Genomic DNA, 20,093 nt, shown 5'->3' on the forward strand with positions numbered 1-20,093 from the left:
GTGTTCATGCATGGAACAAAACGCTTTGCAGGTTAAAGAAAGGTCGCCGAAAATCGCCAATACGATTATCGATTGCATTGGACGAACGCCATTAGTTCGCCTGAATTCTCTGTTTGGTTCGCAGGGGGCATCTATTTTCGCCAAGCTAGAGATGATGAACCCCGGCGGCAGCATGAAGGATCGCCCTGCCCGCTACATTATCGAGAAGGGGCTGAGGGAAGGAACGATTCAGGCCAATACCCATCTGATCGAGAGTACGTCTGGTAATCTGGGCATTGGCCTGGCACTCGCTGCCAAGATGTATGGGCTAAAGTTCACCTGTGTGGTAGATCCGAAAATTACCTCAACCAATTTACGAATGATTACCTACCTGGGTGCCCATATCGACATGGTTAAGGAGCCTGATGAATACGGCAGTTATTTACAATCGCGAATAAGCAGAGTGAAGGAGCTTGTGAGCCAAGACCGCAATGCTTACTGGATCAATCAATATGCGAACCCGCTTAACTGGGAAGCGCATTATTATGGGGCTGGAGAGGAAATCGTGGAGCAAATGGACCGCCCAATCGATTATTTAGTATGCGCTGTGAGTACAACAGGCAGTATACTCGGAATTTCACGCCGCGTAAAGGAGGCATTTCCGCGGGCTAAAATTATCGCGGTAGATGCGGTAGGCTCGATTATTTTCGGAACACCGCCTGCACAGCGTGAGCTTCCCGGCATCGGAGCAAACCGTGTCCCTGAATTATTTGCTTCTCTTGAGGTCGACCAGGTCATCCACGTCAATGATCGCGAATCTGTGCAGGGCTGCCGCAAATTGCTGGAGCGAGAAGGGATTTTTGCAGGCGGATCATCAGGTTCTCTTGTAGCTGCTCTGCAAAAGCTGCTTCCGAGCTTGCCGCCTGCGGCGAACGTAGTAACTGTGCTCCCAGACCGGGGAGAACGCTATTTGGATACCGTTTACGATGAGCGATGGGTAGAGCAGTTGCCTCAAGGCCATCATGCAGCAGAGCAAAACCAATATGAGCCAGGAGTGATCAACGAATGAGCCAAGTACAGGAGCATGAAATTTTATATTTAAGCAAGCAGCATATTGTGGAGCTTGGAGGAACGCATTCAGCGCCATATGTCGCAGCGGTAACCCGGGCGTTTGAACTGCATGCAAAGGGGGAATATATGCAGCCGCTAAAACCGTATTTGCGGGTGAACGGGGACGCAGGCCATATTGCCGATCGTATTATTGCTATGCCTGCTTATGTCGGTGGCGAAGTTGCCGTAAGTGGGCTGAAATGGATTGGCAGCAAGCACGATAACCCGGCGAAGCGCAACAAAGAACGGGCAAGCGCTCTTATTATTTTGAATGATCCCGAGTCCAATTATCCGATCGCCGTTATGGAGGGAAGTCTCATAAGCGGCATGCGCACAGCGGCGGTGACCGTCATTGGTGCAAAGCATTTAGCGAAAAAAGGCTTTGGTGCCGTTTCAGTCATCGGCTGCGGCGTCATTGCGAAGATGCAGATCACCTCCTTGGTGGAGCAATTTGCGGCGATTCACACCGTTCGTTTATTTGACCTGAACAGGGGGAATGCCGAGCTGCTTGCAGCTGAGCTGCGAGAGCAGTTCAAGCAGGTCGACTTCAAGGTGGAGGAATCGGCGGAGCAAGCCGTTCGGCAGGCGGAAGTACTCGTCACCGCAACAGTAGCCTCAGCGCCGTATATTCCATACGAATGGCTGAATAAAGGCACGTTCATCAGCAATATCTCGATTATGGATGTGCATAAGGACGTATTCGTTCTTGCGGATAAAGTCGTTGTCGACGATTGGGATCAATCCAACCGCGAGAAAAAAACGATCAATCAGCTCGTGCTGGAGGGCAGGTTTTCGCGTGAGCAGCTGCATGCTGAGATGGGTGAAATCGTAATTGGCAGCAAGCCGGGGCGCGAAAGCGATGATGAAATTATTTTGCTTAATCCGATGGGAATGGCGGTTGAGGATATTTCAAGCGCGGCGGAAATTTATGCGCAGGCCGTGCAGAAAGGAATAGGTACGCGTCTATGTCTGTAACCTCAAGCGGCGTACGTTCAGAAATCCAGAGCATCGTTCCTTATATTCAAAAGCTGAAGGCGGAGCAGCCCGGCCTATTATGTGCATATGTGCGTGACATGGATGCCTTGCGCAGTCATGTGAGGGAGCGAGTGCAATCGCTGCCCCAGCACTGCAAGCTGTTTTATGCGATTAAAGCAAACTCGGAGCGCGAGGTGCTTGCTGCACTCGCTGAAATTGTGCACGGTTTTGAGGTCGCATCGCTAGGCGAAATCAGAAAAGTGCGCGAAATATCCTCGGAAATTCCGATTTTATTCGGCGGACCCGGAAAGACGGAGGAGGAGCTGGAAGGCGCAATGGAATACGGCGTCAGTCTCGTTCATGTGGAGAGCGGTCATGAGCTGAATAAGCTGAATGCGATTGCTGAAAGGCGAGGCATTGTGGCACCGGTTCTGCTGCGCATTAATTTGCGGGGCCCGCTTCCGCAAGCGACGCTGGCGATGGGTGGAAAGCCAACTCAGTTCGGCATTGACGAAGAGTCGCTGCCGGAGGTTATGGGGCAATTGCAGAAGCTGCGGCATGTCCGAGTGGAAGGATTCCACTTTCACTCCCTATCGAATAATTTGGATGCGGAGCAGCATGTTGGCCTGGTTGAATATTATTGCACCTTATCACGGCAGTGGGCTGCAAAATACGGCTTGACCATAAATTATATCAATGCGGGCGGCGGCATCGGTGTCAATTATGCGGATTTGGATCGGCAGTTTAATTGGACCAAGTTTGTTAGCGGGCTTGAGCCGATGCTAGGCAGGGAGCTGGAGCCTACGACCACAATCCTGTTTGAATGCGGGCGTTACCTCACCGCGTCCAGCGGGTATTATGCCGTCGAGGTGCTGGATATTAAGCGGAATCACGGGAAGGATTATGTCATTATTCGAGGAGGCACCCATCATTTTCGACTGCCTGTTTCCTGGAATCACAGCCATCCGTTCGAGCGGATCGCCATTGAGCATTGGCCGCATTCCTATGAGCGGCCGGCGCTTTATGACGGTTCGGCGACAATAGTCGGCCAGCTATGTACGCCAAAGGATGTGCTGGCGCAAGATGTTGAAATGAAAGAGGTACGTGTAGGGGATGTACTGCTGTTTCGTTATGCGGGCGCATATGGCTGGGCGATTTCGCATCATGACTTTTTGAGCCATCCGCACCCTGAGCATATTTATGTCCAAGAGCTGAGTACTCTTTTTGGAGGTGCCCTATGAGCCATATTAGTTTGTCCTTGCTGCACTCGAATGAGCTGATTCAAGCAAGAAGGCGAATCTTCCGCCAACTGATAGAGTCGCTGCTGTATGAGCAAATTGTAACCGGGCCTGCCATCGTAAACGTTGCAGAAACGGAATATGAGCTTTACGGAAAGGCTGACTCTGGCGAGCAGGTCGCTTATCGGTTTAAAGCTTCTCGCAAAAAAAGCTATGGTCGTATCCGCTTGTCGGATGAGCCTGTTTTACGCTGTGCGGCAGGTCAAGCTGTAGAGGCGGATTCTCTCCCTCGTTTTCTGCTGGAAATCGCACCGACTATAGGAACGACAGAGTCGCTGCTGTCCGTCTTTATCGATGAAATCCAGCAAACGCTGCTGAAAGATACGATGGCCCTCCAGCAGCTGAAGGCATTTCAGCAGCACAAGCCAGCCGATTATGACGACTGGGAGAGTTATGTGCAAGCGGGCCATCCGTATCATCCCTGCTATAAATCTAGAATTGGCTTTACGCTGGAGGACAATTTGGCCTATGGCCCAGAATTTAAGCCGGAGCTGCACTTGGCTTGGGTAGCGGTGCACCAGTCATCTGCGAGTTTTACGATTTCTCGCGCGATTGATTTTACTAGCTATTTGCAGCAGGAGCTTGGAGCCGATTATGCGGCATTCCAAGCGAAAATAGAGGCGGCGGGTAAAAATCCCGGCGAGTATACACTGCTGCCTGTCCACCCCTGGCAGTGGGAGCGGTTTGCGGCCATGGCATTTTTTGAGCAGCTGGAGACGCAAGAAATGATTTATTTAGCCTATGGAAGCGATGGATATGTTCCGCAGCAGTCCATCCGCACACTTAGCAATCGCTCAGATAGCTCCAAGGCGTATGTCAAGCTGCCGCTAAGTATTACAAATACGTCCTCCGGCCGTATTTTGGCCCAGCATACGCTGCTTAATGCGGCACGCATATCAGATTGGCTGGGTGAGGTGGTGGCAGGCGATGCTTTTTTACGCGATGAACTCCGGCTCATTATGCTGAAGGAGGTGCTGGGTGTTTCTTATCAGCATCAGAAGCTGCCAAATCTGCTTGAGCAAAAGGTTTATGGCACCCTTGGCGCCATCTGGCGAGAAAGCCTGCATCCGTATTTGGAGTCAGGCGAGGAAGCACTTCCGTTTGGGGCCTTGTGTTATCTGCAAACAGATGGGACGCCGGTCATTGAGGAATGGATTCAGAAGCATGGCTTGGAGGACTGGGTGAAAAAGCTGATCAGTGTGACAGTCCTTCCTCTCATTCATCTGCTGTATGCGCATGGAACGGCGCTGGAGTCTCATGCGCAAAATATGATTATTGTATTGGAGCGGGGACTGCCGACACGTGTGGCACTGAAGGATTTTCACGATGGCATTCGCTATTCGCCCGCTGTTCCCCACCCGCTAGGCTATCCGGACATTATGTATCCTCCAGCCAATCATCAACGCGTCAATCGCAATTCATTTATTGCGAAGGAGGATGTTAAAGAGGTCAAAGACTTTTTGCTTGATGCGCTTATGTTTATTAATTTAACCGAGCTGGCCTTTTTTTTGGAGAAGCATTATGGCTTGGCGGAAGCAGCCTGGTGGGAGATGACGGCTGAAATTATCGCAGGCTATCAGGAGAAATTTCCTGAGCTTGGTGAACGATTTGAAACATTTGATCTATTTGCAGCAGATATCGAGGTGGAACAGCTTACGAAACGCCGATTGTACGAGGGGCCGAAGGATTGCGTTCACAGCGTAAGCAATCCGCTGCATGCCTACCAGCCGAAGCACTACACAGTAGCAGGGGAGTGAGAAGATGAAAAACGGTCAGACAGAAGTTTTAACAGCAACGCCGAAAGAGGGAGCGATGCAGGAACACCATTATGCGCTTGCGATGCGCTCACCTCATTTTGTGCAGGTAAGACGCCGGATTTTCCGGCAGCTGGTTCAGTCCATGCTCTATGAAGGTATTGTCGACGGCTTGAAGCCTGCGCCGGATAATCGCTGGTCCTGTGAAATTCATGGGGTGAGCCAAAGCGGGGAAGAGGTCGCTTATATTTGCGAGGGCACGCGCCATCTGACGTTCGACCGCTTGCGAATGGATGCTCAGCCACTGCGGCGCAGAATGAATAATAGCGAACGGGAAGCTGATTCGCTCGCGCTGTTTCTACTTGAAACTGCCGCTGGGAGCGGAGCGGATGAGGCGAGGACGCTTCATTTTATCCAAGAGCTTGAACAGACGTTAATCAACGATACGCTTGCCCAATATGAACGGCATCAGGCGGCGATCCCCATCCATCAGCAGCCTTATGAGGACTGGGAAAGCTTGATAATGGATGGGCATCCGTATCATCCGAGCTACAAATCACGTATAGGCTTTAATGTTTCGGATCATTGGGCGTATGGACCGGAGTTTGCTAAGCCAATCGAGCCTATTTGGGTAGCCGTGCAGCGGAAGTTCGCGCGGACAAGCTGCTCAGCGAAGCTCAAAAACGCCTCTTTTTCGCAGATGGACCTGAACGAATGGGTCAGCGCACAGCTGGATGAGAGCAGCCGGTCCAAATTTGCCGCTTATTTCAAGCAGGCCGGCATTGAGGCAAGCGCCTATGTGCTGCTTCCCGTCCATCCGTGGCAATGGAACAATAAATTAACCTCGGTATTCTCAGCGCAAATTCGCTCGGGAGAAATGATACTGCTAGGCACAGCTGGTGAGCGTTATACCGCCCAGCAGTCGATTCGTACACTTGCCAATCGGACTGCTCCCCATAAAGCCTATGTCAAGCTGGCCTTGAGTATTTTAAACACATCAACCGGAAGGATTCTGGCTCCGCATACAGTTGAAAATGCACCGCTCATTACGGATTGGCTGCAAGGCTTGGCAGCTGAAGACAGCTATTTGCGCGACCACTTGCGCGTCATTCTCTTAGGCGAGATTGCTGGCACAGCCTATGTCAATGCCGACATTCCTGCTGCTTTGCAGCCGCAAGCCTATGGGGTGCTCGCCTGCATATGGCGGGAAAGCCTGCATCCGCTGCTGCTGCCGGAAGAATCAGCGGTACCATTCAATGCTCTATGTGCCACAGACCTGAACGGCGAACCCATCATTGATCCGTGGATTAAGCGGCATGGAGCAGAGAACTGGCTGACTGAGCTGCTGGGCGCGAGCGTACGCCCGATTATTCATTTTCTGTTTGCCCATGGCATCGCTATCGAATCTCATGCCCAAAATATGATACTGATCCATCAAGCGGGACTACCGCAGCGGGTTGCACTGAAGGATTTTCATGACGGCATCCGGTTTATGAAAGCAGCTCTTGCTCAGCCGGACAAGTGCCCGCAGCTTGTGCAAGTGCCGGAATATCATCAGCGGGTCAATCGCAATTCGTTTTTGGAAACGGATGACCCGGCAGCTGTGCGCGATTTCGTCCATGATGCCTTTTTCTTTATTAACTTAGGGGAACTGGCGTTGTTTATGGAGGAGCATTATGGCTTCGCCGAGGAGAAGTTTTGGCAGCTGGTTAAACAGACTATTGTGGAGTACCAGCAGCAGTTTCCAGAGTATGCCGAGCAGTTTGAACGTTTCTCGCTATTCGATGCGGTCATAGGCGTTGAGCAATTGACGAAAAGAAGGCTATTCCCAGATAATGAGCTGCGCATCCATCAAGTACGCAATCCATTAGCTGATAAATAATGATTCATGGATAATAATGGTTGAATTTTCACTGGGTATAAAAATAATGCATGAGATCGACAGCTTATTGCATGGACAGCTTGCCAAGGGGCTTGGTATTCTTGTTATTAATGATAATCATTATTAATCGCAGGGGGATGTAGTACATGCTAGTAAGAGCTATAGACAAAAAACACCGTTTTACGATTTATTTTGCAGGGTTCATGATTATGCTCCTCATTTTATCAGGCTGCGGCAATGCGGCTACTGGTGGAACAAATGTCGCTTCACCAGCTGCTTCACCTGAAACCACAAGCAGCACGGAGCCAGCGGCAACGACCCGAGTGGTCAAGGATACATATGGCGATGTTGAAGTTCCTGCAAATCCAGCTCGTGTTGTTGTGCTTGATATCGGCGCTCTGGACAATTTGCTGGAGATGGGCATCAAACCAGTTGGAGCTCCATCGATTTTGGCTGCTGGTGATCCCTATCCTGCCTATTTGACGGGAACGGACGGCATTGAAAATATTGGATCGGTCAATGAGCCTAATCTGGAAGCGATTGATGCACTTAAACCGGATTTGATTATTGGAAATAAAGATACACATGATGCGATTCATGATCAGCTGGCGCAAATTGCCCCAACCGTATTCGTAGAAACGCTGGGCGTAACTTGGAAGGAGAATTTGCAGCTGCATGCCGAAGCCGTGAATAAGCAGGCTGAAGGAACAAAGCTGCTGGAGGCTTACACGCAAAAAATAAATGAGCTGAAAGCAAAGGTCGAGGGCAAGGAAGTATCGCTCTTCCGTCCGCGCCAGGATAAAATCCAAATTTATTTGGAAGGGACATTTGCCGGCGGTATTATGAAGGAAGCGGGCATCGTCCGTCCGTCCGCGCAAACCGATGAAGGGTTCTCCAAAGATTTAACGGAGGAGCAGATCGCTGATCTTGATGGAAATGTTATACTATGGTTTGACCGGGAGAAGGATGCCTTTGCCAAGCTGGAAAGCAGTCCGCTATGGAAAAGCTTAAAGGGTGCTCAAAATAATAGCGTTCATCCGGTAGATTGGGAATATTGGATGAGTGGCCTAGGCATTCAAGCCGCTACAAAAGTGGCAGATGATTTAAACACCTACGTTGCAGGTTAAAAGGTTCGTGCATATCGTTTCATTGGAGATTGGGTCTTCCGCAGTGGCGGCCCAATCTTTCTGTATGATTATACCGTTTTACGTTCGGAGGTAGAAACATTGAGGGGCAGAATGACCGGTTTGGCAGTGCTGTTTGTTTTTCTTGTGCTGGCATGGACCTCCAGCATTATGTTTGGAATTGTACGGGTGCCTTTTGCAGCTGTTATAGATGCTTTTTGGGCTTTTGACGGATCGCGGGATCAGCTCATCGTAACGTCAGTCCGATTGCCTCGGGCGATGATCGCGATGCTGGTTGGCGGCTCATTAGCAGCAGCTGGCTGTCTGATGCAGGCGCTTAGCCGCAATGCGCTCGCAGGCCCGGAACTGTTCGGCATTAATTATGGGGCTGCTTTAACAACCGTCATCGCTTCATTTCTTTTCGGTACAACTTCGCTTGGACTGTTTACGTGGTCAGCCTTTGCGGGTGCTGCTATAGCGGGTTTTTCGGTATTTATACTGAGCTCCATAGGCAGACAGCCGCTAACGTCGGTCAAGCTGGTGCTCGCCGGTGCGACGATTAATTTGCTGCTGGCTTCGCTGACGCAAGGCATTCTTATATTAAATGAACAATCGCTGGATACGATGCGTTTCTGGCTTGCCGGCTCCATTACGGGACGGGATATGCAGTTATTATTAGCAGTGCTTCCTTATATGCTGCTTGGTCTGGTTGGCTCGTTTTTATTAGCTGAACATATGAATGTCATTAGCCTGGGAGAGGAAATGGCCCAAGGCTTAGGGCAGCGGGTCATATTCATTAAGCTGCTCTGTATCGGCGTCATTATTGTTCTAGCTGGCAGTGCCGTTGCCATTGCTGGACCTATTGCTTTTATTGGGCTGGCGGTTCCCCATATGGCTCGCTTCATGGCCGGAACCAATTATCGCTGGATTTTGCCATATGCTATTGTATTAGGCGCTTTATTGCTATTGCTGGCTGATATCGCAGCCCGGTTTATATTGCCTGGCGAGGAACTGCCAGTAGGCGTAGTGACTGCTTTTCTGGGAGCGCCTTTTCTCATTTATTTGGCGCAGCGAAAGGGGGGAGCGAAATAGTTTCTTCTATTATAAAGGGACGCTACTTAGGAATCATTTTGCTCTTGCTTGGCTTGAATCTGCTTGTTCTGCTTTTGAGCATCGTATTTGGAGAGCGAGCGGTGCCTCCTCTCGAGGCGATTCGAACGGCGCTTCATGTCGGCAATGATGAATTTGCTTTTACGATTCGTGGGGTACGACTGCCAAGAGTGCTCACCGGCTTCTTAGCTGGCTGCGGACTTGCTGTATCCGGCATGATTTTGCAGATCATTACTCGCAACCCGCTTGCCTCGCCAGGCATTATTGGGCTCAATTCGGGAGCAGCCGCGGCTGTAGTCGCTGTCATGGTTCTTGTGCCAGCATATCCGATGAGCCAGCTGCCTTTTGCTGCTTTCACTGGTGCTGTCATTGTAGCGGCACTGATCTATTTGTTGTCCTGGAGCAACGGCATTTCAATCATTCGATTGCTGTTAGTCGGAATTGGCATTTCAGCTATGGCAGCAGCATGTATCACCTATTTGCTGACACTTGGCAATATATTTCGCGTTTCCCAAGCCTCCGTGTGGATGGCGGGCAGCTTGTATGGGCGGACATGGGAGCATTTTTGGCCTTTGCTGCCGTGGACGGTGGTGCTGCTCCCCTTAGTGCTGTTAAGTGTACGCCAGCTTGATCTGTTTCAATTAACCGATGATTCAGCCAAAGGGCTGGGTTTGCGCCTGGAGCGAATGAGATTTTGGTTTATCCTCATAAGCGTCGCCTTAGCAGGATCGGCCGTATCTATGGCGGGTACGATTGCGTTCGTTGGCCTTATCGCCCCTCACATGGCAGTGCGATTGGTTGGTACGCGCAGCCTAAAGCGTCTTCCCGTTACGGCTTTACTTGGCGGTTTAATCGTTATCGTTGCAGATTTGATAGGGAGAATGGTATTTTCCCCCTATGAAATACCGGCGGGTCTAGTTACCGCATGTATTGGCGCACCTTATATGATCTATTTGCTGATGAGGCGTAATACTATATAATAGAAGAAATTGTCACGGTTTTACGAAAGGTCGGTGCTAAACCGAATGCCGCTGCGTTCTTCGAAGACGAATCAGCTCTATTTATTTTCATATATACGGAAACGTAAGTTTCCCGTTCATCAAGGTGCAGGCAGCTATCGGATCGGCATGCATGTATTGTGTTTTATTTTAGAAGGCGAAGCAAGCCTTTTAATAGATGGTGTATTGTGCAGAATTCGCCCCTTCGAGCTGTATCTGTTAGTGCCGGGAATGATCGTTGATATTCCGGACCGCTGCAGCACGATTACGTATTATGGTCTTTTTTTCGAGCCCATCATGCTTGTGAAGGAAGGCAAAAAGTTTGAAGGGGTAAAATCATTATCGCTATCCGGCGCTTTTTTGCCGGGCCATATTCCTATTCGCCAGCCGCAGCAGGTGCTTCAACGATTGCTGCATATGTATGACCAAGGCAGAGGGGCAGCGAGGGCGGATGCTTTTTCCTTGCGGCTGCTGTTGGAAGAGTTTATAAGCTTTATTATTACAAATGCACCGGAGCAGCGTGAAGCGAGCGATGAGCGGATTGAGCGCAGCATCCTTTATATGAAAGAAAACTATATGCGGAAAATAAACATCGACCATTTGGCAGAGGCTGCCGAAATGACGACGACAGCCTACTCACGCCTCTTTCGCAAAATGAAGGTCGCAAGCCCTATTGAATATTTGAGTCAAATTCGGATGGATAAAGCGAAGCAAATACTCGATCAGGAAGATCGGCGCGTGAAGGAAGTGGCCGATTATGTCGGCTTTCGCAGCGAGTTTTATTTCAGCCGCATGTTTCAGCGTTTAGTCGGCGTATCGCCAACCGTTTATATGAAACGCGGAACGATGAAAATAGCGGTAGCTTCTTCCCTTGGCTTTCACGAGCATTTGCAGTCCATCGGCATCGAGCCTGTATGCGTCGTCGATTTGTTTCAATATCCGGGCATAGGGGAACAGGCGTATAGCAAACAGTTGGATGAGCAGCTTAGAGAGCTAAAGCGTTCCAATTGCGACTTAATTATTGCAGATCATTACCATTTGCATTTTAAAGACAGCTTTAAGCAAATCGCAACACCATTTTTTCTTGATTTTTCAGTGTGGGATTGGAAACGGAACTTTTTGAAAATTGCCGAGCTTGTAAACCGGGAGCGTGAAGCTGGAGCGGTGTTGACTCGTCTGGATTTGAGCATCGAAGATGCCAAGCAGCTTTTGCACCAGTCGATGGGCGAGGAACGAATTACGGTTATGCAGGTCAGTCACCGGGCAATCGGCATTCAAGGGAAAACGGCCCATCCACTTAATGAGCTGATTTATAAAGAGCTTGCTCTAAAGCCGGGTGGACAAGTGCCTGAAGAGATGTGGAGACTGGAAATTCCGCCGGAAGCGTTGCCTGTACTGGAGACAGAGCATTTGTTTATTCAGAAGCATCATGTCTTGGCAGGCAGCGAGGAAATATTCAAGATGATGACACAAACAGCTGCGTGGCAGGAGACAGGGGCTATTCATGAGGGGAATGTACATGCGATTCCTAATTGGTTCGTGATGAGCTGGACGCCGTTGGGAAGGCAGCAAATTATAAAAACGCTCATTGATTTGCTGGCAAAATAGCCGATCAATGAGCGTTTTTTTTCATACAGGTATTAGTGGGATTCCGATGCCAAGCGGCGGCCGCTAATATGTACAACGGCAGCAGCGGCAAGTAATAATAAGGCGCAAACGCTGTACATAAAGGAGTAGGATAAATGATCGGCGATTGGTCCCATCGCCATGTTGCCAAGCACAACGCCAAGGTCGGACATGGCAATAAACAAGCCAATGAGCGTATTTCGGGAGGCGGCTGGCAGCACAAAGGTCAAATAGGTCATTAAGGTTGGATAAAGCAGAGCCATGCCAAGCCCTATAAATCCGGCTGCCACATACATATAGGCGGCACCCCAATAAATCGACATCGCTAGCAGCGCTGTACCTATCGTCATACACAGCAGCAAGCTGATCGTTAAGCCAGCAGGCCACTTGCCATCGGAGGGCAGTTTTGTCCGCAGCGCAAAGCGGGAGATTACGATGATGCCAGCCTGGATCATGAGATAAATGCCGGCATTGCCGACCCCACTTTGCTTCGTATACAGGGCAATAAAGGTGACGACAGCACCAAAGCCAATAGAAGCAATGAGCATGGCCGTGCTGCACACGAGAAAAGCCCGATTGCTCCATAACTGGTTAAGCTGTGCCAGTGTAGAGCTTGTTTGCCCGCCAGTGTTAGAGCTGGCCAAGCGGGAAGGAAGGAGGGAACTATACCCCACGAAGCCTGCTGCAACGCCGATAATAAGCATGGCTGCGGCGAATGTATGCATTTCGCCCCAATTCCACAAGTAAAGTGCAGCCATTGGCAGGATAACGGTTGGAAGCATGCCAGCTAACAAATATAGCGAAAGTCCTTGCGAACGCTCCTTTTCAGGCAGTGCATCAACAATGCCCATCTGCAGTGCCAAGGAAAAAAAGGCGGTCGTCACGCCCTGCAGCGCACGCAGCAGAAAATACCATTCCAGCCCGAGAAACGCATATAACGCCAAAATGATAACGTTCGCGAGCAATAAAAAACGCAGTACAAACTGTGGGCCAAAACGGGCGACCACATTGCCAGCCCAGGGCCGAAGCAGCATGCTGGTAAGCATATAAGCGCCCATCATTATGCCAATTTCGGCATTGCTTGCTCCTTCGGCTTCACCGCGCAGCGGAACAACGATATTAATAATCGGATTTGCACTGAAAAATAAAAAGGTTACAATATAAAGCCTTATAAAAGGCGGGGATACGGAGACAGCTATGCTTTTGCCCATTTTACGAATTCAGTTCGAGCCCTTCAAAAGGATGATCCCAACGGCTGGCGGGAAATTTGAAGTTTTTCAAATTTTTCTGGTAAACGACGGTTTGTTTAATATAAGAGATTGGCAAAATAACCGACTGTTCATTCAATGTTTTCAAAATGGTCGTATACAGCTGCTGGCGTTCGGCTTCGTCCGTGGAAGCGAGTGCTGTGACAATTTGCTGATCCAGTTCCGCCTTCATTGGGAGGCTGCTATGTGCTTCCGATATACCGAAGCCTGGCTCCCTGACCGAGTTAATAAGCGTATGCGGATCATAAGGCACGCCGTAATTGAACCAGAAGTGGATGTCGAAGGTACCTTCCCGCAAGCGCTGAGGAATCATGGCAAGCTCGACGGCATTGAGGTTCAGCTTGACTCCGAGTTCTGCCCACTGGGATTGAATCGTTTCGGCCATCGCTTTCTGAATAAGATCGCCCTTATCGTACATTAACTCAAGCTCGAGCGGCTGACCGTCTTTTTCCCGTACCGTTTTACCTGCTTCGAGCTTCCATCCGGCTTCCTCCAAATAGTCATTTGCTTTGGCAGCATCGTAACCGATAGGCGCAAAGTCGATATTGGAATAAGGATAGTTTTTGGATAAAATGTTGTTTGCAGCTTCCTCTACGCCACCCGTTACGCCATCTACCATGGTTGCTTTGTCAAAGCCTTGCTGAAGCGCAAGTCGCACCCGGTGATCAGCCAGCTTGTCGTTTAGCGTATTAAGCAGCAGGCTTCTTGTGCCAACAGGCTCGGACAGTCCGGTCTCATATTTGCCTGAATCCTTTAATTGCTGGAAAGCATCCATACTGATCGCGCCCTCGCCAAAAATCAGATCCAGCTCGCCTTTCTCAAAAGCGAGAACTCGTGTTTCGCCATCCGGTATGATTTTGACCGTAATTTTGTCTAGCTTGGGCATTTCTCCCCAGTAATTTGGATTTCTGGTGAAAACCGCATATTCATCCTTCTTGTAATCAGCGAGCTGCCAAGGCCCGGTGCCAATTGGCTGCTTGATGTCTTTCGTCGTATCACCGTCATCCGGGAATCCGGCTTCAGCAAGAAAACGGAAAGGCCGCACAATCGCCAAATCCTGCAAGGTTGGATAGTAAGGTGCGGACAACGTTATTTTGAACGTATATTCGTCGACAGCTTCCGTTTTTTCAAGCACTTTGACGAGTCCAATCCAGCTGTGGACGCTTTTGTTGAGCATTATAGCTTCAAAGTTTTTCTGGACAATAGCTGCATTAAAAGGCGTTCCATCCGCGAATTTGACATTTTGGCGGAGCTTGAACGTATATTCTTTGCCATCGGCTGAAATGACCCATGACTCAGCGAGCTGCGGTTTAAGCTCTCCACCCTCATTGTAGCTGACCAATGGCTCATAGAGCATGGACTGGGCAAATAATTGCGATGGATAGTAGACATGAGGATTAAGCGGGCCTATATCTCTTAGCCAAGCCACGGTAATCGCTTTTTCCTGTGGGGCGGCTGTATTCGTTCCCGCCTTGTTGCCCGTAGATGACGCCTCTTGCTGCGAGCATCCCATTGCGAGGATGACTAATACGAATAAAGCTAAAATCATCTGCAGGGTGGTAATTCCTTTTATTCTGGACATCTGAGCAGGTACCCCTTTTCATCAATTGAGAATGATTATTACGTTCAATAATACTAAGGATTATTATCGCAGCTAACAATAGAGAAATGTCTGTTTTTTTATTGGACAAAATGAAGAACGGGCTCGAATGTTTGTTGATAGCCCTTTTATATTCCGATATACTAGTACAATTATGAAGAGAAGGGGGCTCGCCAATGGATGACGTTCCATTGTTAAAACCGGGTGAAACAACAGCTTCCCTATCACTGCCTTACTTGTATATTCTTACGTCGGTTAACATAGTAGATTGTGGGTTTGATCGGATAATCCCTTCATTAGAAAGCAAGGGGCATCGCATCATTGCCTTTGCTCAAAATGGAGGGAAGCTCCATCTGGAGGGCCACGCCATTTATGCCGAAAAAGGGGCGTGCTTTCTGCTTGCTCCCGGTGCACAAGCACAAATAGAAGCAAGGGATATGCAGGGGCATCGCGGAGCGGTATATGTGATTGCTTTCGATGCCTATCGTATGGGAGAACGGGAGCCAGCGCTTGAGATCGGGTTGAATTTGCCCTACGAGACGAGAATTGATGTGGCAGCGATGTCTCGGCTCATTGATTTGTTGGAGCAGGCTGCTGAGGGTGCCGCAAATAATCAAGGTGGCAAGCAAGTGGATCAATTCAAGCAGCAGATTCGGTTACAGGAGCTTCTTGTGCTGCTGATGGAGCATGTTGCAGCTTCACACTCCTTGTCGGATGCTAAACTTGCTGTTCAGGAAAGCATCGCTTATATGGTGGAGCATTACCGGGAGGAAATGACCGTGGAGCAGCTGTCGAAAATGTCCGGTGTAGCCCGCTGGCAATATAGCGCTTTGTTTCAAACCTTGACGGGAAAGAAGCCGCTCGATTATTTGACGGAGCTTCGTTTGAATCGCGCGAAGGAACTGCTGCTGCTGACAGATGATCCTTTGCGTGTTATTGCCCGTCAAACAGGGTTCAAGGACGAATATTATTTTGCCCGCAGGTTCCGGCATGCCATGGGGCTGACTCCGAAGCAATATGCTAAAACGCACGGCGTCAGCAATCAGACAATCAAGCAGGACGTTAGCCCTTTTTCACGAGTCGTTGTAGTGGGTTATGTGCTTGGCGAATTGTTATCTCTGGGTATTAGGCCTGTAGGAGCGGACATGACGGTCATCGGCAGAAAGGTCGTTTATCGCAATGAGCTGAAAAATATTTCAGATATTGGCTTGCTGGGGGAGCTCGGTAAGGTAAAAGCGCTGTACCCGGATTTGATTCTCTACAGCAGCTTCCGCCAGGATCGAATGGAGGAGCTGTCCAAAATAGCGCCTACCGTATCCATTGATCGCTTGCAGCCCACCTATGACCGGCTCATGCAGGTGGCGGAGCTGTTCGGAAAGGAAGAGCAGGCAACGAGGTGGATTGAACGCTATGAGCGCAAAGCCGGAGAAATGTGGCGGCATTTGAATTTACACACGATGGAGAGGGAAACGGCTGCTATTTTCGTTCTAGTAGATGGCGATTTGTATGTCATGGGCATGAGGGGCATCGCCTTAACGCTTTATCATCCAATGGCGTTTGAGCCAGCTGTCAAGGTGAAGCAATTAATTGAAGCAGGAATACCATTTCAAGGGATTGATCAGGAGCAAATGAGTGAATATTATGCTGACCGTCTATTCTTATTAGTAGGTGAGAGCGAGCGTTCCAGAAGCGAGGCTTCGCGAATTATAAACAGCGGTTATTGGAAGTCGTTTGACAGCAGCCGGGTTTATGTAACGGAGGCCAAATGGAATTTCGATGATCCAATTACAAGGGACAGGCTTTTGCCCGCGCTGCCACGTATTTTCCGCTTGCCGTAGCAGCTGAGAAATGTGATACAATATGTTCAAAAAAACGTAAGGGGAAAATAACGATGAACACGCGCATTTCAAAAGGACGGCTCTGGACATCTTGGATCATGAGTGGATTGGTTATTTTGTTTATGCTGTTTGATGGCATTATGAAGCTGTTTAAGCCTGCGGTTGTAGTTGAGTCGACCATTCAGCTCGGATTTCAGGAGCATCATATTGTTATTATGGGTGTTCTTGCGTTAGTATCAACGATTTTGTATGCGCTGCCGCGTACGTCATTCCTCGGCGTTGTACTGCTGACCGGGTATTTCGGCGGGGTCATCGTAACCCATCTGCGCCTGGATGCTCCATTATTCAGCAACACCTTATTTCCAGTATATCTTGCTGTGTTAGCTTGGGGCGGCATTTGGCTGCGTAACGAGCAAGTCCGTAAGCTAATTCCTTTTCAAAAATAAAGAGGGATAGGATGAAATTGCTTGCCTAAACAGCCTTATTTACTCGCGTCCAGAACGATTACGGTTCTGGATCGCCGAGAAAATAAGGCTGTTTTTTGTTTGCAGCCCATCTATAAGAGCGGCCCATCGAAGGCAAACCGTCTAGTAAAACTTGCATGGCTGGCTAGGCAAGCTGATGAGTCAAATCATAGCTTTAAAGAATAGATTATCGAGAGGGTATGAACCTCACGGATGATAATAGTGTTATTATATCTGACATTATTTTAATGGAGATAGGAGTGGGTGTTTTGTATTTTGAGCGGTTGGAGCAATATGATGTGGAGCAGCTCGTTTTTTGTTATGATCACAAATCGGGCTTAAAGGCAATTATCGCTATTCATGATACGACGCTTGGACCGGCGCTTGGCGGTACTCGCATGTATCCCTATGCAACGGAGGAGGCCGCCGTCCACGATGTCGTCCGGCTTGCGCGAGGCATGACCTATAAATCGTCCGTTGCAGGGCTTAATCTGGGTGGGGGCAAGGCGGTCATTATCGGCAACCCCATGACGGATAAAAGCGAGGAGCTGTTTCATGCGTTTGGACGATTCATTGGAACATTGAACGGCCGATACATCACGGCGGAGGATGTAGGGACGACTGTGGCGGATATGGATTTTATTCGTCAGAAGACGAAGTTCGTTACAGGAGTATCGCCAAAGTTTGGAAGTGGGGGTAATCCTTCGCCATTTACAGCACTCGGTGTATTTCACAGCATCAGAGCCGCTGCCCTTGAGGTTTTCGGGTCAACGGATCTGTTGGGAAAAACGATTGCGGTACAGGGTGTAGGCAGTGTTGCCTATCATTTATGCCGCTATTTGCATGAAGCGGGTGCTAAGCTGATTGTGACTGATGTCGTGCAAGCAAATGCAGAGCGTGCAGTGCTTGAGTTTGGGGCAAAAGCGGTGGGAGTGAATAATATTTATGGCGTCGAATGTGATATTTTTGCCCCATGCGCAATGGGGGGGATAATTAATGATGATACCCTTCCGCTGCTTAAGGCGAAAGTGGTTGCGGGTGCTGCCAATAATCAGCTGAAGGAAGAAAAGCATGGAGATCAGCTCGCGGCCCAGGGCATATTATATGCTCCAGACTACGTCGTCAACTCCGGCGGCTTAATGAATGTCGCTGACGAATTATATGGCTATAACAGGGAGCGAGTGCTCAGCAAGGTAGAGGGAATTTACAGCCAGCTCCAGCGTATTTTTGAAATATCGAGAGAGCAGCAAATTCCTTCTTTCCGTGCAGCGGATCGACTGGCAGAGATGCGGATAAATAAACATCGGGTATAAATGAGCGTTATTTTGTAATAGCCAAATGAACACTAAATAGAATGGCTAGCTAAAGGCATGCGCAAGCTTGTTGCAGTAGTCGTTATATGCTCATTTATTTCCTGGGGAATTACTAGCTTGTTTTCAGCAGCTTTTCCGATGTATTTAAACAGCTGGTTTGGAACAACTGGTCTTTCCGCCGCAATTGTATCCTTCATTAATGCAAAACGCTGATGCTGTTTTTTGCGCTTTGCTAAGTTATCCCCTTAGCTCAGAAGCTTTGTGTCAAATGGTGAGCCGATATTTTTTTCTGAGCTAAGGGGATAACGGCCTAAAGCAATGGAAACCCCAATACAATTGGCGGATGCACCATTGAAAAAATGGAGAGCTAGGAAGCTACTTTCGGCAAGCGGGTTGCCGCCCAAAATAGAAGTGCTATGGCGCTAACGCCTGCTCCTAGCCAGCATACGCCGCTCCAGCCTGCATAAGCGTAAATGCTGGTAGAAGCAATCGAACCAGTTGCACTGCCAATGGAATAAAATACCATATAACCAGCGGTCAGTCTGCTTCGCGCCTCCGGTCGAACGCTTAAGATCATGCTCTGATTGGTGACATGTACGGCCTGTACGGCTAAATCGAGCAAGATAATACCTATTATTAATGGGAAAAGGGATTGGTCGGCATAACGAATAGCCAGCCAGGAAATAAGCAGCAGTGCAAGCGCGATGCCTGTTGTTCGTTGGCCAAAGCCGCGGTCAGCAAGCCGTCCTGCTCTCGCTGCAGCTAAAGCTCCGGCTGCGCCGGCTAGACCGAAGGCGCCAATAGCGGTGTGCGAAAGCGAGAAGGGCGGAGCGCTAAGCGGCAGTACCAAAGACGTCCACAATATGCTGAAGGCGGCAAAAATGAGCAATGCCAGCACAGCACGGATCCGAAGCACCCGTTCTTCCACAAATAAGGTGAGTACAGAGCGCAGCAGCTGCCAGTACGGTAGGCTGTCACGCTGCTGCTCATCGCGTGGCAATATGCGGTACAGCGCGACGGCCATCATAAGAGTAAGGGCTGCAGAAGCTAAATAAACAGAGCGCCAGCCAGCGATGTCTGTCAAAATTCCAGCAAAGGTGCGAGCCAGCAAAATGCCCATCACGATGCCGCTCGTAACGACTCCAACGATTTGTCCGCGTTCAGAAGGTGAAGCTAGCGCGGCTGCGAAAGCGACCAAGGTTTGGGTTACAACAGCAAGCAGCCCGACGACGGCAATGCCTGCAAACAGAACAGCTGAGTTTGTGGAGAAGCCGACGACGAGTAAGGCGATGACGGATAATAGCATTTGCGAGGCAACGAGTGTGCGGCGATTCAAGAAATCGCCAAGCGGCACAAGCAATAGCAAGCCAAGCGCATAGCAAATTTGGGTAACGGTAATGACCGCACCTATTGAAGAGGCAGCAATGCCAAACTCGCCCGAAATAGTGTCCAGCAAGGGCTGGGCAAAATAAATATTTGCTACGGCAAGTCCGCAGGCGAAAGCGAATAGTAGGGCTGTTTTTCGCGATAAAGCCGGGGCAGGGTTGTCGTTTGCTTGAGTGAGTGCGGTTGTGGCGGCGTGATCCGCAAATGGTGATCCTTTTTTCAGCATCAAAAATAACTCCTTTATGGATGTGAGTTTATGTACTGATCAGTACATAATTATGCTTGCTTACTATAAAATTAAAGCTGGAAGCTTGTCAAGGAATAATTGATTTTACGTTGACAATTCTCCTATTGGATTTTAATATAAT

Annotated in this window: 15 protein-coding genes; 12 read left to right on the forward strand and 3 right to left on the reverse strand. The window is 49.3% G+C overall.

The genetic code is table 11. The features are described from left to right. Positions 1 to 10 precede the first annotated feature (10 nt). The 9 genes from sbnA (at position 11) to AC50YG_RS13390 (ending at position 11,838) form a co-directional block, all read left to right on the forward strand. Positions 11 to 1,048, forward strand: a complete 1,038-nt coding sequence (sbnA, locus tag AC50YG_RS13350) for a 2,3-diaminopropionate biosynthesis protein SbnA (RefSeq protein ID WP_494827361.1) — start codon at positions 11 to 13, stop codon at positions 1,046 to 1,048. After that, the gene (sbnB, locus tag AC50YG_RS13355) at positions 1,045 to 2,064 is read left to right on the forward strand and encodes a 2,3-diaminopropionate biosynthesis protein SbnB (protein WP_341278632.1); all 1,020 of its coding nucleotides are present in this window, start codon (positions 1,045 to 1,047) and stop codon (positions 2,062 to 2,064) included. The genes sbnA and sbnB overlap by 4 nt, the downstream gene beginning before the upstream one ends. After that, positions 2,055 to 3,305, forward strand: coding sequence for a type III PLP-dependent enzyme (locus AC50YG_RS13360; RefSeq protein WP_494827362.1), 1,251 nt, complete (start codon positions 2,055 to 2,057; stop codon positions 3,303 to 3,305). The genes sbnB and AC50YG_RS13360 overlap by 10 nt, the downstream gene beginning before the upstream one ends. Beyond that, complete coding sequence (locus tag AC50YG_RS13365; protein ID WP_494827363.1) at positions 3,302 to 5,119, forward strand: IucA/IucC family protein; 1,818 nt, start codon at positions 3,302 to 3,304, stop codon at positions 5,117 to 5,119. The genes AC50YG_RS13360 and AC50YG_RS13365 overlap by 4 nt, the downstream gene beginning before the upstream one ends. 4 nt (positions 5,120 to 5,123) lie before the next feature. Continuing rightward, positions 5,124 to 6,998, forward strand: coding sequence for an IucA/IucC family protein (locus tag AC50YG_RS13370; protein WP_494827364.1), 1,875 nt, complete (start codon positions 5,124 to 5,126; stop codon positions 6,996 to 6,998). Positions 6,999 to 7,144: 146 nt separating this feature from the next. Then, positions 7,145 to 8,125 carry an ABC transporter substrate-binding protein gene (locus tag AC50YG_RS13375; protein ID WP_494827366.1) on the forward strand — a complete coding sequence of 327 codons (981 nt, stop codon included), beginning with the start codon at positions 7,145 to 7,147 and terminating at the stop codon, positions 8,123 to 8,125. 99 nt (positions 8,126 to 8,224) lie between these two features. Beyond that, a complete protein-coding gene (locus tag AC50YG_RS13380; protein WP_494827367.1) occupies positions 8,225 to 9,214 on the forward strand; it encodes a FecCD family ABC transporter permease in 990 nt (329 codons plus the stop codon). Between the two features lie 44 nt (positions 9,215 to 9,258). Further along, on the forward strand, positions 9,259 to 10,212 hold the full coding sequence (locus AC50YG_RS13385; protein ID WP_494827369.1) for a FecCD family ABC transporter permease: 954 nt from the start codon (positions 9,259 to 9,261) through the stop codon (positions 10,210 to 10,212). 45 nt (positions 10,213 to 10,257) lie between these two features. Beyond that, positions 10,258 to 11,838 carry a helix-turn-helix domain-containing protein gene (locus tag AC50YG_RS13390; protein ID WP_494827371.1) on the forward strand — a complete coding sequence of 527 codons (1,581 nt, stop codon included), beginning with the start codon at positions 10,258 to 10,260 and terminating at the stop codon, positions 11,836 to 11,838. 32 nt (positions 11,839 to 11,870) lie between these two features. On the opposite strand, the gene cntE is transcribed toward AC50YG_RS13390, so the two are convergent. Then, positions 11,871 to 13,067, reverse strand: coding sequence for a staphylopine family metallophore export MFS transporter CntE (cntE, locus tag AC50YG_RS13395; protein ID WP_494827372.1), 1,197 nt, complete (start codon positions 13,065 to 13,067; stop codon positions 11,871 to 11,873). Between the two features lies 1 nt (position 13,068). Continuing rightward, positions 13,069 to 14,706 (reverse strand): nickel ABC transporter substrate-binding protein, encoded by a 1,638-nt coding sequence (gene nikA, locus AC50YG_RS13400; RefSeq protein WP_494827374.1) that lies wholly within the window; start codon positions 14,704 to 14,706, stop codon positions 13,069 to 13,071. Positions 14,707 to 14,900: 194 nt separating this feature from the next. On the opposite strand from nikA, the gene AC50YG_RS13405 reads away from it, so the two are divergent. The 3 genes from AC50YG_RS13405 (at position 14,901) to AC50YG_RS13415 (ending at position 18,339) form a co-directional block, all read left to right on the forward strand. Beyond that, positions 14,901 to 16,562 carry an AraC family transcriptional regulator gene (locus AC50YG_RS13405; RefSeq protein WP_494827375.1) on the forward strand — a complete coding sequence of 554 codons (1,662 nt, stop codon included), beginning with the start codon at positions 14,901 to 14,903 and terminating at the stop codon, positions 16,560 to 16,562. Positions 16,563 to 16,615: 53 nt separating this feature from the next. Then, the gene (locus tag AC50YG_RS13410; protein WP_494827377.1) at positions 16,616 to 17,008 is read left to right on the forward strand and encodes a DoxX family protein; all 393 of its coding nucleotides are present in this window, start codon (positions 16,616 to 16,618) and stop codon (positions 17,006 to 17,008) included. Positions 17,009 to 17,295: 287 nt separating this feature from the next. After that, positions 17,296 to 18,339 carry a Leu/Phe/Val dehydrogenase gene (locus AC50YG_RS13415; protein WP_494827378.1) on the forward strand — a complete coding sequence of 348 codons (1,044 nt, stop codon included), beginning with the start codon at positions 17,296 to 17,298 and terminating at the stop codon, positions 18,337 to 18,339. A gap of 367 nt (positions 18,340 to 18,706) precedes the next feature. Here AC50YG_RS13415 and AC50YG_RS13420 read toward each other — a convergent pair whose 3' ends face one another. Beyond that, positions 18,707 to 19,951, reverse strand: a complete 1,245-nt coding sequence (locus tag AC50YG_RS13420; RefSeq protein WP_494827380.1) for an MFS transporter — start codon at positions 19,949 to 19,951, stop codon at positions 18,707 to 18,709. Positions 19,952 to 20,093 lie beyond the last annotated feature (142 nt).

Source organism: Paenibacillus sp. J31R34 (assembly GCF_059383715.1).